5 protein-coding genes are annotated in these 16,132 nt (G+C 69.6%); all 5 read left to right on the top strand.

Annotated features, from left to right (window positions below; genetic code table 11):
• Positions 1 to 102 precede the first annotated feature (102 nt).
• The 5 genes from ACSFB7_RS11915 to ACSFB7_RS11895 all read left to right on the top strand — a co-directional run bounded on the left by ACSFB7_RS11915 (position 103) and on the right by ACSFB7_RS11895 (position 15,946).
• A complete protein-coding gene (locus ACSFB7_RS11915; RefSeq protein WP_435470276.1) occupies positions 103 to 11,481 on the top strand; it encodes a filamentous haemagglutinin family protein in 11,379 nt (3,792 codons plus the stop codon).
• Between the two features lie 33 nt (positions 11,482 to 11,514).
• Positions 11,515 to 12,141 (top strand): RNA polymerase sigma factor, encoded by a 627-nt coding sequence (locus ACSFB7_RS11910; protein ID WP_435470274.1) that lies wholly within the window; start codon positions 11,515 to 11,517, stop codon positions 12,139 to 12,141.
• Positions 12,142 to 12,488: 347 nt separating this feature from the next.
• Positions 12,489 to 13,280, top strand: coding sequence for a class II aldolase/adducin family protein (locus ACSFB7_RS11905; RefSeq protein ID WP_435470272.1), 792 nt, complete (start codon positions 12,489 to 12,491; stop codon positions 13,278 to 13,280).
• Positions 13,281 to 13,368: 88 nt separating this feature from the next.
• Positions 13,369 to 14,937 carry an ABC transporter substrate-binding protein gene (locus tag ACSFB7_RS11900; RefSeq protein ID WP_435470270.1) on the top strand — a complete coding sequence of 523 codons (1,569 nt, stop codon included), beginning with the start codon at positions 13,369 to 13,371 and terminating at the stop codon, positions 14,935 to 14,937.
• 34 nt (positions 14,938 to 14,971) lie between these two features.
• Positions 14,972 to 15,946, top strand: a complete 975-nt coding sequence (locus ACSFB7_RS11895) for an ABC transporter permease (protein ID WP_435470268.1) — start codon at positions 14,972 to 14,974, stop codon at positions 15,944 to 15,946.
• The last annotated feature ends 186 nt before the right edge of the window (positions 15,947 to 16,132 follow it).

Genomic DNA, 16,132 nt, shown 5'->3' with positions numbered 1-16,132 from the left:
TGGTGGGCGCCTGTTCGTCGTAGTGCATCGACTCAACTTTCGGCGGAATGACACATGAGCACACGCGGGCCCCTGGGCGCAGCAACCACACCGAGGAACGGGATGCGTAAGCAGAAGCCGTTGCGGGCACAGCCGTTTCGCATGGCGCCCATGGCGCGTGCCATCGCCATGACCCTGGCCGCCAACGGCGTGCTCATGGATGCGCAGGCGCAGCAGGCCTTCAGCGGCGCCTGGTTCGCGGCCAAGAACGCGACGCAGAACACGGCAACCGCCACGGGCCGGCTGCCCAACGGCATGCCGGCATCGATGCTGACCAATCCGCTGGAACAGAAAAAGGCCGGTGAGCAGCTGCAACGCTCGATCAACAACCTGAACATGGCCGCGCGCGGCATCGCCGCGCAGCAGTCGGCCCAGGAGGCGGCGCGACAGGCGGCGCTGAGTGCCGGCTCGGACATTCCCGATGGCCTGGCCGACGGCGGCTTGAAGGTGGACAGCAACAGCCTCACGGCGGGCTGGCTCAATGCCAACGCGCCGGTGCAGACCGCCGCGGGCGGCCGCATCGTGGTCGGCATCCGGCAGACCGACGAAAAAGCGATCCTGAACTGGGAGAGCTTCAACGTCGGCAAGAACACCACGGTGCAGTTCGACCAGAAGGGCGGGGCGAAGCCGGACGGCACCAACGCGTGGATTGCGCTGAACCGCATCAACGACCCGAGCGGGCGGCCCAGCCAGATCGCGGGGCAGATCAAGGCGGACGGCTCGGTGTACCTGGTCAACCGCAACGGCATCGTCTTCACCGGCTCGAGCCAGGTGAACACGCGCTCGCTGGTGGCGTCGAGCCTGGCGCTGTCGGACAAGCAGTTCAAGCTGGGCATCAACAACGCGCAGGTGCTCCCCAACCAGGGCAACGACTTCGCCATTCCGCAGTTCGGCGAGTTCACGGCCACCCGGCCCGCGATCTACGGCGACTCGGGCTTCAAGGCCGGCAGCGGCGGCGTGCCCGACCGCATGGGGGGCGTGGACCGCTTCGATCCCGGCGCGGCGCCCGGCGAGGTCAAGGTCGAAGCCGGCGCGCGCCTGGCCGCGGACACTGGCGGCAAGGTCATGCTGTTCGCCCCCAAGGTGCGCAACGCGGGCCATATTTCCGCACCCGACGGCCAGGTCATCCTGGCGGCCGGCGAGAACATCTACCTGAAGACGCCGTCCGCGCAGGACCCGAATGCGCCCCGTGGTCTGGATGTGGCGGCCTCGGCCGTGCCCGGCTGGGCTTTCGGCGGCGGGCAGATACAGGGGGCGCTGGGGCTTCTACCTGTCTACGCCGATGTGAATTTCGTCAACAGCCTGCGCGACGTCGTCATGCCCGAGATGGCTGCGCGCGCCAAGGCGGTCGGCTACGAGGTGGTGAACAGCGGCACCGTGCAGGCCGAGCGCGGCAACATCACCCTGCAGGCGCAGGACGTGCGGCAGTTGGGCGTGCTGAGCGCCACGACCGCCCTGAACAACCGCAACGGCTCCATCCTGCTGCGCGCCTGGGGCCTGGGCAGCCACATGTACGCGGACGGCGTGAACGACCTCATCAACTGGTCGGCCGGCACGCTGACGCTGGGCGAAGGAAGCATCGCGCAGGTCCTGCCCGATACCTCGGACACCGGCGAGATCGAGGCGGCCGCGCTCGCCACGCGCTACCAGCCCGGCCACGTGGGCCTGTACGGACAGTTGATCGACATCCGCTCGAAGGCGGGCGTGTTGGTGCCGGCGGGAACCATCACGGCCGAATCCGCGGTCAACCCGATGACGCCGTTCCCCTACCTCAAGCCCGGCGGCGTGCGCGATGCCAGCCGCATCTACCTGGACAGCGAAGCCTTCCTGAGCGTGGCCGGCCTGCAGGGGATGCAGGTGGACATGTCGCGCAACTTCATCGAGGCCGAGCTGCGCATCAATGAATTGCGCGACTCGCCGCTGCTGCTCGACTCGTGGGTGCGCGGCAAGAAGGTGATCGTCGACCGGCGCGTGGGTGGCGTGTTCAAGGACGGCCCGATGGCCGGCGTGCAATGGGTGACCGGCCCCGACGGCGCCACCTACATTCCCGGCGCATGGGTCGGCACGCCGCTGGGCGACGTGAGCGGCTGGGTGGGCGTGGGCAAGACCGACCTGCGCGAACTCTCGGCCAACGCGGGCAGCATCGAGCTGCGCGCGAGCGGCACGGTGATCACGCGCTCGGGCTCGATGATCGACGTGTCCGGCGGATCGGTGCGCTACACCGACGGCATGAACACGGCGACCAAGCTCATGGGTGCCGACGGCCGCGTACACACGATGGACCGCGCCATGCCCGACATCGACTACACCGGCATCGCGGGCCAGTTCACGAACGAGCATGTGCGCTGGGGCGTGAAGACCACCTGGCGCACGCCGCTCATCGGTGCCGACTACAAGGAAGCCGGCTACACCGAAGGGCGCAAGGCGGGCGGCGTGAAGATTCTTGCGGCCGACGCCATGGTGCTCGAAGGCGACATGCTCGGCGGCGTGGTGGTGGGCGAGCGCCAGGCGCAGAAGCCGGGCGGCAACAAGGGCGGGCGGCTGGAGCTGGGCGAGAACACGCCGCCCGGGCGGCCGTGGTCGCCGGGCACCATCGTCGTGAGCCACGACCCCAAGCGGCTCGCGCAGGACTTCGATGCGACCGGCAAGCTCGGCGAAGACTTCTACGTGCAGCTCAAGCCCGGCGAGCAGAAGTCGCGCAAGCTCACCTACCTGTCGGACGACATGCTCAGCGATTCCGGCATGGGCACCATCGTGCTGAACACCATCAACGGCGACTTCGAGCTTGCGCGCGGCGCGGCCCTGAACCTGTCGCCGGGCGCGTCGCTGTCCGTGGCCGGCACGGAGGGCTCGACGAACGACATCCGCATCAACGGGCAGATCCGCGCGGCGGGCGGGCAGATCGTGCTCGGGTCGAGCAACGGAAAGCTCGAAGTGGGCGAGCAGGGGCGGCTGGACGCGAGCGGCCAGTGGATCAACGCATGGCGCGACGGCGCGCTGCGAGGCGCCTGGGCGATGGACGGCGGCGACATCCGGATCGAGGTTGGAAAGATCTCCGCCCACAAGGACGCCGTGTTCGACGTCTCGGGAGGCGGCCGCGTGGACCTGGGCAAGAAGGGCCTGCCCGTGCTGAGCGTGGGCGACGCGGGCTCCATTTCCCTGAACGGCGTGACGCCCGACCTGGACCTGGGCACGCTCGACCTTCGCGCCCATGCCGCAGGCTCGGCGGGCAGCCTGTCGATACAGGCCGCCTCGGGCGTGCAGATCGGCGGCACGCCCGTGGCCTCGCAGCAGGCAGGCGCGGCGGCGACCGTGATGTTGCCGGCCACGCTGTTCGGCGAGCGCGGCTTCGGAAAAGTGGCGGTCTCGGTGCGCGGAGAGGGCAACGGGATCGTCGTGCCCGAAGGCGCGGTGGTGTCGCAGCAGGCCACCAGCATCGACATGAACGGCTTCGCCTGGCGCGACCTGCCCAGCGGCCGCAATCTCGCCGGCGCGATGCCCACGGGCGTGCTGCGGCCGGAGGAGCGCGCGGCGCGCGATCCCGCATCGCTGTCGCTCGGCACGGAGAACGGCCCGGTCCATGTGGCCAGGGGCGCGCAGGTGCGCACCGACACCGGCGGCGCCCTGACGCTGAACGCCGGCGGCGCGCTCGGCGTGCTGACTGTCGCCGGGCGCCTTGAGGCACCGGCGGGAAGCATCGCACTGCGCGGCGGCAAGCTCACCCTGGAAGCCGGCGGCGAGTTGCTGGCGCGCGGCGTGCCGCTGATCCATGTCGACAGCAGCACCGGGCGCCGCGTGGGCGAGGTGCGCGACGGCGGCACGGTGCAGATCCAGGCGGATGAGTTGCTGCTCGCGAAGGGTGCGCTCATCGACGTCTCGGGCGCCACCGGCACGATCGACGGCGTGCCCGATGCCGGCCCGAACGGCACGCGGATTCTCAGGCCCGCGGCGGCGATCACGCTGGACAGCAACGGCGGCCTGATCGACATCACCGGCAAGGGCCTCGTCGAAAGCACGCTGCGAGGCGCGGCGGGCGGCCCCGGCGGCGGCGGCGGTCGCATCCGCCTGAACATGACCGCGGCGTCCGGGCCTGATGGCTCGCCGCTGGAGCGGCTCGGGCGCGTGCTGCAGGACCCGGACTGCGCCGGCTTCTTCGGGGATGGCGTGTGCGGCGACTGGAAGCAGGGCCTGGACTTCGACTGGGCACCCGGACTGCGCGATTGGGGCTACGACATCACCGGCCCGTTGGTGCTGCCGTCCTCCCTGATCGCACACCTGGCGGACGTGAAGGAACTGGTGGTGTCCGACGGGCTGGCGCCGCCCGGCGCCAGCGTGCCGCTCGACCCGGCGCAGTTCGGCCTGTCCGCGCAAGCGCTGGACAACTTCCGCGACATCCTTTTCTCGAGCGATCTGTTGCGCGACATTCTTCAGAAGCCCGGCCAGAACTTCGCGCTGACGGTGCGGCCGCAAGCGTTCAAGGACGGCGGCTTCGCCGACCTCTCGCTGGTGAACGCGGCGCAAGGCGCGATCCGGCTGGACAACGCGCACCTTGCAATGGGCCGCTCGATCCTGCTGCAGGGCGCCATCGTCGGGCATGCGGCTTCGTCGTCGTCGCTGCGCGCGCCGCGCATCATGCTGTCGGCGGTGCCCGGCGCTTCAGCCGCACCGGCGGCCTTGCCCGCCGGGCAGGACGCCGCCGCGGCGGGGCAGTTGAGCCTGAGCGCCTCGCTGATCGACATCGCCACGCGGGAAGAGCCGGGCCAGTCGCAGGCCGGTACCGTGCGCATCACCGGTTTCGGCCGCACGGTGCTCGACGCCGGCGAGATCCGCATGGGCGGCGCGCTGCCCGCGCAGATCAACGAGGAGACCGTGCTGCAGGTCAACCTGGACGTCGACGGACATCTGGTGCTGAACGCAGGCCAGGTGTACCCGGCGACCGGAATGACCGGCGTCCTTCGCGCCGGCGACTCGATCACCGTCGAACGCCGGGGCGATGACGGCGGCGCGCCGCTGTCGGCCGGCGGCAGCCTGCGCCTGGAGGCGCCGGTGATCGCGCAGAACGGCGTGCTGCGGGCACCCTTCGGCCAGATCGAGCTGAATGCCGGCGAACGCCTGTCGCTGGGCGCGGGCAGCCTCACGTCGGTGTCGGGCGCGGGCCTGGACGTGCCCTATGGCACGCTGTTCAACAACGAGCACTGGCACGATCCGTCGAAGGCCCTCGACAGCGCGAATCCGTCCAGCGGCTCGCTGCTGGCGCCGCCCGAAAAGCGCATCACCATGAAGTCGCCCGACGTGGCGCTGGCGCGGGGCGCGGTGGTGGACATTGCCGGCGGCGGCGACCTGCACGCCTCGGAATTCGTGCCCGGTCCCGGTGGGTCGCACGATGTGCTGAACGTGCCCGGCATGTACGCCATCCTGCCCGGAATGGCCGGTGCGGCGCCCGCCGGCGGCGCGGAGGCCGGCCAGCGCGTCTGGCTCGTCGGCGGCCCTGGTCTTGCGGCCGGCTGGTACACCCTGCTGCCCGCGCGCTATGCGTTGCTGCCCGGCGCCTTCGCGGTGCAGGCGACGGGCAAGGCATGGGGCGGCGCAGCCGCGCCTGCCACCCGCGCGCCCGACGGCAGCCTGGTCATGCAGGGCCGGGCCGGCAACGGCTACGGCGGCAACCAGGATGCGCAGGCCACGGCCTGGCGCGTGATGCCCGGGAGCACGCTGCGCCGCTATACCGAATACAACGAAGCCACGGCCAACGACTTTTTCTCGTCCGAGGCTTTCAAGCTCACGCAGTACCGGCTCACCGGCCAGAACATCGTCACGCCGCGCCTGCCGCGCGACGGCGGCGCGGTCGTGTTCGACGCGGGCCGCCGGCTCGTGCTGGACGGCACCTTGCGCTCGGCGCCCGAAGCGGGCGGGCGCGGCGGGCTGGTCGACATAGCCGGCAAGAAGATCGCCATCCTGGGCAGCGGGCAGGATGCCGCCGGGCTGCAGGCCGACGGCTACCTCGTCATCGATTCGACAAGCCTGTCGAACTTCGGCGCCGGCAGCCTGCTGGTGGGCGGCAAGCGCCACGGCAATGCGCTCGGGCTGGAGCTGGACGTGACCGCGACCGACATCGTCGTGCACAACGGCGAGGGGTCCGAGCTGTCCGGCCCCGAAATCATCCTGGCGGCCAGCGAGCAGGTGGCCATCAAGGCCGGAAGCCGCGTCAGCGCGAAGGGCGGCAGCACCCGCGGCTCGGGCAGCCTGATCATGAAGCCCAGGGTTGCGGCGGTCTACACCGATCCTGACGGCAACCTGGACGACAACAGCGACGGCGTGATCGACGCCAAGGACGCGGTGGACGACGTGCTCACCACGCCCGCCAGGGATTGGGGCGCGCTGGTTCGCGTGGCGACCGGCGATGCGGTCAAGGTCATCCGCCAGGGCGTGGACACCTCGCGCGGTGGGCTGGTCACCATCGGCGCGGGCGCCGTGGTGAACGGCGACAAGTCCTTGCTGATCGATGCCACGCGCACGACCGAGCTGGCCGGCTCGGCGCAGATCTCGGGCGCCGACCTGTCGGTGGCCTCCGGCCGCATCGGCTTCGGCGGAGGCTCCGAAGGCATGGTGCTGGACAGCGGCACGCTCGCGCAGCTCTCGCATTCCACGCGCCTGACGCTGCGCAGCTATTCGGACTTCGACTTCTACGGCTCGCTGGACCTGGGCGCGGCCGGCCTGAAATCGCTGACCTTCGACGGCGCCGCATTCGTCGGCCGGGGCGCGGGCGATGTGGTGATCAGGGGCGACAGCATCGCGCTCGTCAACAGCGGCGGCGGCACGGGCGCGCCGGCAGGCACGGGCACGGGCGGCTTCACGCTGGACGCGGCCACGCTGGTGCTGGGCGCGGGCCAGAAGAGCTTCACCGGCTTCGGCGCCGTGACGCTGTCGGGCCGCGACGCGATCGTCGGCGAGGGGGCGGGTGGCATCGACACGGGCGCCGCGCCGCTCACATTGAACACGCCGCTGCTCACCGGCCGGGGCAGCGCGGCGCAGACCATTGCCACCGGCGGCGCATTGCAGGTGGTAGCGCCCGCTGCGGGGGCGGCCGCGTCGTTCGACCTGCAGGACAGCCTGGGCCTGCGCCTGGGCCTCACGGGGCGCAGCATCCGGTTCGGCGGGCGGGCCGTCGCATTGGGCGGCAGCATCGACATGACGGCGACCGGCGGCAGCCTCGTGGTGGCCGACGGCGCGCTGATCGACGTGGGCGGGTTCGCCAAGCCGTTCTTCGACGTGACCGAATACGCGGACGCGGGCCGCATCAACCTTTCGGCGGTGGGCGGCGACGTGCGGCTGGACACCGGCAGCCGACTGAACCTGGCCGCGCACCCGAACAGCGGCGACGCAGGCACGCTGAGCCTGGCGGCTTCGCAGGGCGGCACCGTGGTGCTGGACGGGCGCATCGCGGCGCATGCCGGCGGCAACGGCGGGAAGGCGGGCAGCTTCGCACTCGACATCGAGGCGCTGCCCGACTTCGCCGGCCTCAGCCAGCGGCTGAACGACGCGGGCTTCAACCGTTCGCGCCAGTTCCGCATTCGCCAGGGCGACGTGGTGCTGGGCGGGTCCACGACGGTCGAGGACTTCGGCCTCACGGCGGACCGCGGCAGCATCGACATTGCCGGCACGGTGGATGCGCGCTCGGCCTACGGCGGCGCCATCCGCATCAGCGCCGGCAACGGCGTGGCGATGCACGGCGGCGCGCAGCTGCTCGCCGGCGCCACCGGCAGCCTGGGCAACGGCCGTGTCACGCTGGAAGCGGCCGGCGGCCAACTGAACCTGCAGGGCGGCGTGATCGATGTGGCAGGCAACGAAGGCGGCAAGGTGCGACTGCGCGCGCAACAGAATGCCGCCCACGACGACATCGCGGTCGTGGCGCTGGGCACGGTCATCACCGGCGCGCGCTCCGCGGTGCTCGAAGGCGTGAGCACCTATGACGTGAAGGACTACGACGGCTCGACGGTCGATTCGGTCATGGCCGACGCCGTTGCGCACGCCGGCCAGTTCCGCGCCGCGTTGGGCGCGGTGGCGGCTCGCCTGCGCACCGGACTGGCGATCATGCCGGGCGTCGAGATCCGCAGCGCCGGCGATCTCGCGCTGAACAGCGACTGGAACCTGCTGCGCGACTTTTCCACGGCACGCGAAGGCACGCTGACCTTGCGCGCGGGCGGCAACCTCGCCATCAACGGCCACCTGAGCGACGGCTTCGATGCGGCGGACCGCAGCGGGCTCCTGCAGGCGGGCCCGTCGTGGAACCTGCGGCTGGTGGCGGGCGGCGAGCTGGGCTCGGCCGACGCGATGGCGCTCAAGCCGCTTGCGGCACTGGCCGGGGGCAAGGGGTCGATCACGGTCGGCACGGCCAACACCGCCGTTCCCACCGACAGCGATCCGACGCCGGACAACGGCGCGGGCAAGCTGGTGCGCACCGGCACCGGCGACATCGAGGTGCGCGCGGGCCGCGACCTTCGCCTGGCGCACAAGGAATCGGTGATCTACACCGCCGGGCGCAAGGACACCACGACGTGGAGCGACTTCTCCACGGCCAAGCCCAATGCCAGCTACGGCGTGGAGGGCGGCAATGTGGTCATCGGCGCGCAGGGCAGCATCGAGGCCGTGCCGTCGGGCCAGCATTTCACCGAGTGGCTCAACCGGCAGGGCAACCTGGGCATCGAAGGCTTCTTCAGCGAGTTCACCAACGGCGAAAACGGCGTGCGGCCGGACGGCAGCTACGGCCCCATCCTGCATGCGCCCGAGCAGTCGAGCTGGTGGATCGACTACGGGCGCTTCCAGCAGGGCGTGGGCGCGCTGGGCGGCGGCAACGTGAGCGTGACGGCGGGCGCGAACCTGCGCAACCTACTGGTCGCCTTGCCGACCCACATGCGCATGCGCGGCGGCCGTTCCGCGAGCGAGGCGATGACCATGGAAATGCGCAACGGCGGCGCCATGACGGTCACGGCCGGCGGCGCGATTCTCGGCGGCCAGTACTACGTGGCGCGCGGTGCGGGCGACATTCGCGCCGGCGAGACGGGGATCGGCCACACCTTCGTCCTGACCCGCGACGACAGGGCCGGCACCGTCACGAAGACGAACTACACCGTGGCCCCGGTGCTCGCCCTGGGCGACGCCACGCTGAGCCTGCGCACGGCGGGTGACCTGCGCCTGCAGACCGTGGTCGACCCGCTGTTGATGACCTACGGCGAAGGCCTGCGCAACGACGGCCAGGTGCTCAACTACGGCGCCTACATGAGCGGCTACACCGACCGCAGCGCGCTCAGGCTGGTGTCGACCGGGGGCAACATCACCTTCGTGAACCGCGCGGAGTTCAGCTTCCGTGACCTGCTGCTCAACGGCACCGGCGCGGACCCCCTCATCGGCTTTGGCGGCAACCGGTATCCGGCCCGCTTCTCGGCGGCCGCGCTGAACGGCAGCCTTGCCATCGACGGGCCGATGTACGTGTTGCCGGGAACCACGAACGACGTGAAGCTGCTGGCAAAGAACGACATCCGCTTCGACGCGCAACTCGCCATGGCCTATGCGACGCCGGGGATGATGCCCTCGGGCTTCATGCCGGGCGGCGCGAACTCGCCGTTCAACCAGATGAACATGGAGGACCTGCTCGACAACCGGATCGGCCCGATCCTGTCGTCGCCCGTCAGTCATCCGTACCTGCGCCGCGTGAACAACCCCGACGTGCTGCCGCTGGCCAACGACTTCGAGCCCAGCCGCATCTATGCATCGCAGGGCTCCATCGTCGGGCTCGACGTGAAGGCCAACGAACAGACCTGGGTGCGCGCGGGTACCGACATCCGCGGCCTTCGGCTCGCGGGGCGCAACCTGCGCGGCTCCGACGTCACGCTGCTGGAGGCGGGCAACGACATCCTGGCCGTGGAGAGCGTGAGGCCCATCAACCCCGAGAACGGGGCCGCCACGGGCCTGACCGGCAACATCGAGATCCAGGGGCCCGGCACGCTGGTGCTGGCCGCCGGCCGCGACCTGTACGCCGACAACCTGCAGGTGCAGACGCTGGGCAACCAGCGCTATGACGCCAACAACCGCGCGTTGCCCAACACGCAGGTCAAGGGCCTGCCCGAGCGCGGCGCCACCATCACCGCCATGGCCGGGTTGAACAGTGCCGTGGGCTACGACGCGTTCACGCGCGCCTACCTCGACCCTGCCGGCGTGGCGTCCATGCCCGACTACCTGAAGGCCCGCGGCGCCGACGGCACGGTACTTCCGATCTACCTGGTGGACCAGACGGAGGCACGCGCGGGCGGCCAGGAAAAGACCGTGCGCCGCGGCCTCGTGTCGTACATGAAAGACATGACCGGGGAAACGCTGGCGCCGCTCGATGCCTGGGCGCGCTTTCAGCAATTGCCCCAGCCGGCGCAGCAGCAGTTCTTGCGGCAGGTCTACCTGCTCGAGTTGCGCGAAGCGGGGCGAGACCAGAACGAGCCGGGCACGGGCGGCCTGCCGCGCAACGGCGGCTACAACCGCGGCTATGCGGCCATCAAGACGCTGTTCGCGGGCGAGGACTGGAAGGGCGACGTTGCAGCCAACAAGCTCATGCTGCGCACCATGGCCGGCGGCGACATCGACGTGCTCACGCCCGGCGGCGGCCTGCAGGTGGCGGCGCTCGGCGCCACCGTGCCGGCCGGCTACGGCCTGGTGACGCTGGCTTCGGGACACATCGGCATTGCCGCCAGGAACGACGTCACGGTGAACCAGTCGCGCATCCTGTCCTTTGTGCCCGAGGTGACGAAGCAGGGCAGCGACCAGATCATCTGGTCCACCGTCGGCGACATCGATGCCGGGCGCGGGTCCAAGACCTTGCGCGTGCCGTCGGGGCCGGAGGTGTCAACCGACCTGGACGGCGTGACGGTGATCCGCGAAAAATCGGACATGAGCGGCAGCGGCATCGGCACCGTGGGCGACGGCGACGTGGACCTCGTGGCACCCCGCGGCACGGTGAATGCGGGCGATGCCGGACTGCGCGTGGCGGGGAACCTCAATATCGCTGCGCTGCAGGTGCTGAACGCGGACAACATCCAGGTCAAGGGCGAGACCAAGGGCCTGCCGGTGATCGCGGCCGTCAACATCGGCGCGCTGACCAACGCCAGCGCGGCGGCGGCGCAGGCCACGGCCGCCGCGCAGGATGCGGTGCAGCGCGAGCGCGCGGCCGCGCGGCAGACGCTGCCTTCGGTCTTCACGGTGCGCGTGCTCGGGTTCGGCAACGAGCCGGTGCCGGGCGGAAGCGACACGCCGTCGCCGCGCCAGGGCCTGCAGTCGGGCGCGCGGGGCGACTACGACCCGCTGAACCCGGTGCAGGTGGTGGGCATGGGCCGGAACATCGATCCCAGGCACTGGGCGAACCTGAGCAGCGACGAGCGTCGTCGGCTGCAGCAGGACCGCTAGGTCGGCGCGGGTGGATGCGCCATGGCATTGATGATGAGTGCTTCTTGCGAACCGCAGGCGGCGCAGGGCGACGAAGCCGCCAACGAGCCGCTGGGCGAAGCGCAACGCCGCCTTGCGCTGCAGGGCTTTCTCTGCGCGAACTACGACGGGCTGCGGCGAAAGCTGACCCATCACCTGGGCTGCGCCGACATCGCCAGCGAGTGCCTGCACGACGCCTGGCTGCGGCTGGGCCACCTGGAGGTGCGCACGCCGGTGCAGAACCCCAGTGCCTACGTCTATCGCGTGGCCTGCAACGCCGCGATGGACCGGCTGAGAACCAGCCGGCCATGGCAATACGCGGGCGACACCGTCACCGAACTGGAGCACCTTGCTGACCACGCCCCGGGCCCGGATCACATCGCGGCGGCACGCTCCGACCTGGCTGCGGTGGAGCGGGCCATGGGGCGCTTGCCGCGTCGCCATCGCTCGGTGCTGGTCGCGCTGCGCATCGACGAGCTGACCCGCCACGAGGTTGCCGCCCGGTACGACCTGTCGCTGCGCGGCGTGGACACCGCACTGCGACAGGCTTTGGACTACTGCGCCGAGTACACCGGCCATCGGGTGCTGACGGGCGTCAGCAGTCCGCGACGCGCCTTGCGCGCGTTGCGTCCGCAGGCCTGAGCAGGGCTTTTTAAAAAAGAAGACGGCACCCGCGCCGCTTCATCGCTGGCGCCGAAAAAGCGCAGGGCAGGGCACTTCGCCGGTGCGCCCGGGCACACAAACGGACCGTTCAACCACGCCGACGTCACGCACTTGCCTGTACGCGCCGCCGGCGTTCTTGCGTTCCGTCCCTCGTGCGGCATCACTTTTTCAGCCTCCGACCCGCGACCAAGGGCTTACCCCATCACGCGGGCCTGCATATTGCTTAAGACTGTCGCGGGTCAACTGTCGACAGATTGCACTGTCGATCCGATGAACCCGAACAAGGCGCCGGCGACTCCTCGCCGGGCCTGAAAAAGGAACGCGATATGCAATTGCACGCAGTGGACCGCAAGGCCCCACCTGTTTCCGACGCCGAGCGCCAAGTCCGCGAAGACCTGGCCGCGGCCTACCGGCTGGTGGCGCACTACGGCATGGACGACAGCATCTACACGCACATCTCCGCGCGTGTGCCGGGAACCGAAGACCAGTTCCTCATCAACCCCTTCGGCATGCTGTTCCGCGACATCACGGCCTCGTCGCTGGTCAAGATCGATCTGGAAGGCCGCATCCTCGACGACTCGCCTTATGACGTGAACCCGGCCGGCTTCACCATCCACAGCGCCGTGCACGCGGCGCGCCATGACGCGGCCTGCGTGCTGCACACCCACACGGTGGCGGGCGTGGCGGTGTCGTCGCTGGCCGGCGGGCTGCAGCCGTGCAACCAGTGGGCGCTGCAGTTCTACCAACGCGTGGTCTATCACGACTTCGAGGGCATCGCGCTCGACCCGGAAGAGCGCGAGCGCCTGGTGGCCGACCTGGGCCCGACGGCCCGCGCGCTCATCCTGCGCAACCACGGCCTCGTCACGCTGGGGCGCACGGTGTCCGAAGCCTTCATCCTGATGCTCAACCTGGAGCGCGCCTGCCGCGTGCAGGTGGCCATCCAGTCGAGCGGCCTGCCGGTGCATCCGGTGCCGGCCGAGGTCTGCGAGAAGACCGCGCGGCAGTACGAAGCCGGTGGCGGCAGCGACCTGCCCGGCCATTCCGACCCGAACGCGCGCGAATGGCGCGCGATGCTGCAGCGCATCGAGCCCGCACCGGCCACGTCGTTCCGCGACTGACCTGCTTTCCCCGTTTCCTGTTTCTTTCTTTCTTCCTTTCTTCCGTCCCTGTCCACCACCTCGCAAGAGCCAGAAGGAGTTCGCCCTCATGAAACGTCGCAACCTCATCCAGATGGGTGCCGCTGCCACCGCCGGCCTGACGCTGGCCGGCGTTCCCCTGCACCTTCTGGCCGCGGGCAGGAAGGGCGGGGTGATCAACGCCGTCGTCCAGCCCGAGCCGCCGGGGCTGATGCTGGGTATCACGCAGAACGGCCCCACGCAGATGATCTCCGGCAACATCTACGAAGGCCTGCTGCGCTACGACGAGAAGATCAATCCGCTGCCCTCGCTGGCCACCGCGTGGACCGTCAACAAGGAAGGCACGCTCTACACCTTCAAGCTCAAGCCCGGTGTCACCTGGCATGACGGCAAGCCCTTCACCTCGGCCGACGTGGTGTTCTCGGCCGATGTGTTCCTGCGCAAGACGCATGCACGCCTGCGGGCCAACCTGGCGGCGGTGGAAAGCATCCGCGCGGTCGATCCGCTCACGGTCGAGTTCAAGCTCAAGTACCCGTTCGGGCCCTTCCTGGGCATCTTCGAGGTCGGCAGCATGCCGATGGTGCCCAAGCACATCTACGACGGCACCGACTTCGCCACCAACCCCGCCAACGCCACGCCCATCGGCACCGGGCCGTTCAAGTTCAAGGAGTGGGTCAAGGGCTCGTACATCCAGCTGGTGGCCAACGACAAGTACCACGTCAAGGACGTGCCGCTGGTCGACAGCGTCTACTTCCACATCATTCCCGATGCGGCCTCGCGCGCGGCCGCCTTCGAGTCGGGCAAGGTCGACCTGGTGCCGGGCGGCGCGGTCGAATACTTCGACGTGCAGCGCCTGGCCAAGCTGCCCGGCGTCGCGGTCACCACCAAGGGCTGGGAGTTCTTCGCGCCGCATTCGTGGCTGTGGCTGAACAACCGCAAGGCGCCGATGGACAACGTCAAGTTCCGTCAGGCCGTGATGTTCGCCATGGACCGCGAGGCCATGGCCAAGATCGCATGGCAGGGCTTCGCCAAGCCCGCCACCGGGCCGTTCAACAGCAACATCAAGTTCCACAGCACCGACGTTGCCAAGTACCCGCGCAACATCGAGACCGCCAAGAAACTGCTCGCCGAATCGGGCTACAAGGGCGAGACGCTGCGGCTGCTGCCGCTGCCTTACGGCGAGACCTGGTCGCGCCAGGCCGAGATCCTCAAGCAGAACCTGGCGCAGGCCGGCATCAAGGTCGAGATGACCGCCACCGACGTGGCCGGCTGGAACCAGCGCCTGAACGACTGGGACTACGACCTTGCCTTCACCTACGTCTACCAGTACGGCGACCCGGCACTGGGCGTGGCGCGCAACTACACCACCGCCAACATCGCCAAGGGCTCGCCCTTCAACAACGTCGAGGGCTATTCCAACCCGAAGATCGACGAACTGTTCGATGCCGGCGCGCGCGAGACCGACCCCGAGAAACGCAAAGCCACCTATCTGCAGGCGCAGAAGATCCTGCTCGACGAAGTGCCCGTGGCCTGGATGCTGGAGCTGAACTTCCCGACGCTCTACCGCACCAAGCTCGGCAACCTCATCAGCTCGGGCATCGGCCTGAACGACAGCCTCGGCACGGCAACGGTCGCATGACGGCCAGCCCGCACCCGCAAGGAAGGAGCCGCCGATGAAACGCACGCAGTTCATGCTCACCCGCGTGCTGCAGGGGCTGGTGGCGATCCTGCTGATCGCCACGGTCAACTTCATGCTGGTGCGCGCCGCGCCGGGCGATCCGGTGTCGGTGCTGGCCGGCGAGGCCGGCGCGTCCGATCCGCAGTTCGTCGCGCAACTGCGCGCGCAGTTCGGGCTCGACCAGCCGCTCTCGACGCAGCTCGCCACCTACGTCGGCAAGGTGGTGCAGCTCGACCTGGGCTACTCGTACCGCCAGCAGCAGCCGGTGCTCAAGCTCATCATGGACCGGCTGCCCGCCACGCTGCTGCTCACCGGCACGGCCTTCGCGCTGTCGCTGCTGTTCGGCATCACGCTCGGCGCGCTGTCGGCGCGGCGCGCGGGCACCTGGGTCGACAGCGGCATCACCGTGGTGGCGCTGCTGTTCTATGCCACGCCGCTCTACTGGCTGGCGCTGATGGCGGTGCTGGTGTTCACGGTGCAGCTCGACTGGCTGCCGGGCTTCGGCCTCTCGACCGTGGGCTCGGGCGCCACCGGCTTCGCGCTGGCACTCGATATCGCGAAGCACCTGGTGCTGCCCGCGCTCACGCTCGCACTGTTCTACATGGCCGTGTATGCCCGCATGACGCGCGCCGCGATGCTCGAAGTGGCGCAGATGGACTTCGTGAAAACCGCGCGCGCCAAGGGCGTGCGGCCCGGCCGCATCCTGCGCGCGCATGTACTGCGCAATGCGTTGCTGCCGGTGGTCACGCTCGCGGGCATCCAGGCCGGCGGAATGATCGGCGGCGCGGTGCTCACCGAGACCGTGTTCGCATGGCCCGGCATCGGCCGCCTCATGTTCGACGCGCTGCTGCAGCGTGACTACAGCCTGCTGCTGGGCGCCTTCCTCGTGACGGCCGCGATGGCAGTCTTGTTCAATCTGATCACTGACCTCGTCTACACGCTGGTCGACCCACGGATCGAGCTGACATGAGAGCCTGTTTTTGGGGTCGCCGCGTTGTTCGTTTGGGGCGCTGCTGTTCAGGGCGACGCTCACGCCGACACGGTGCTCTTTTTCGCGAATGTCCCCCGCTTCGCTCCTCCTTTATTTCGCGAAAAAGAGCCCCGTATCGGCGCGAGCGCTCAGAGCACTGGTTGATCGGCGATCACCAGCCGCGTG

The organism is Variovorax raffinosi (assembly GCF_051216615.1).
Lineage (GTDB): Bacteria > Pseudomonadota > Gammaproteobacteria > Burkholderiales > Burkholderiaceae_C > Variovorax.
This window is presented reverse-complemented; position numbering and strand designations above follow the sequence as displayed.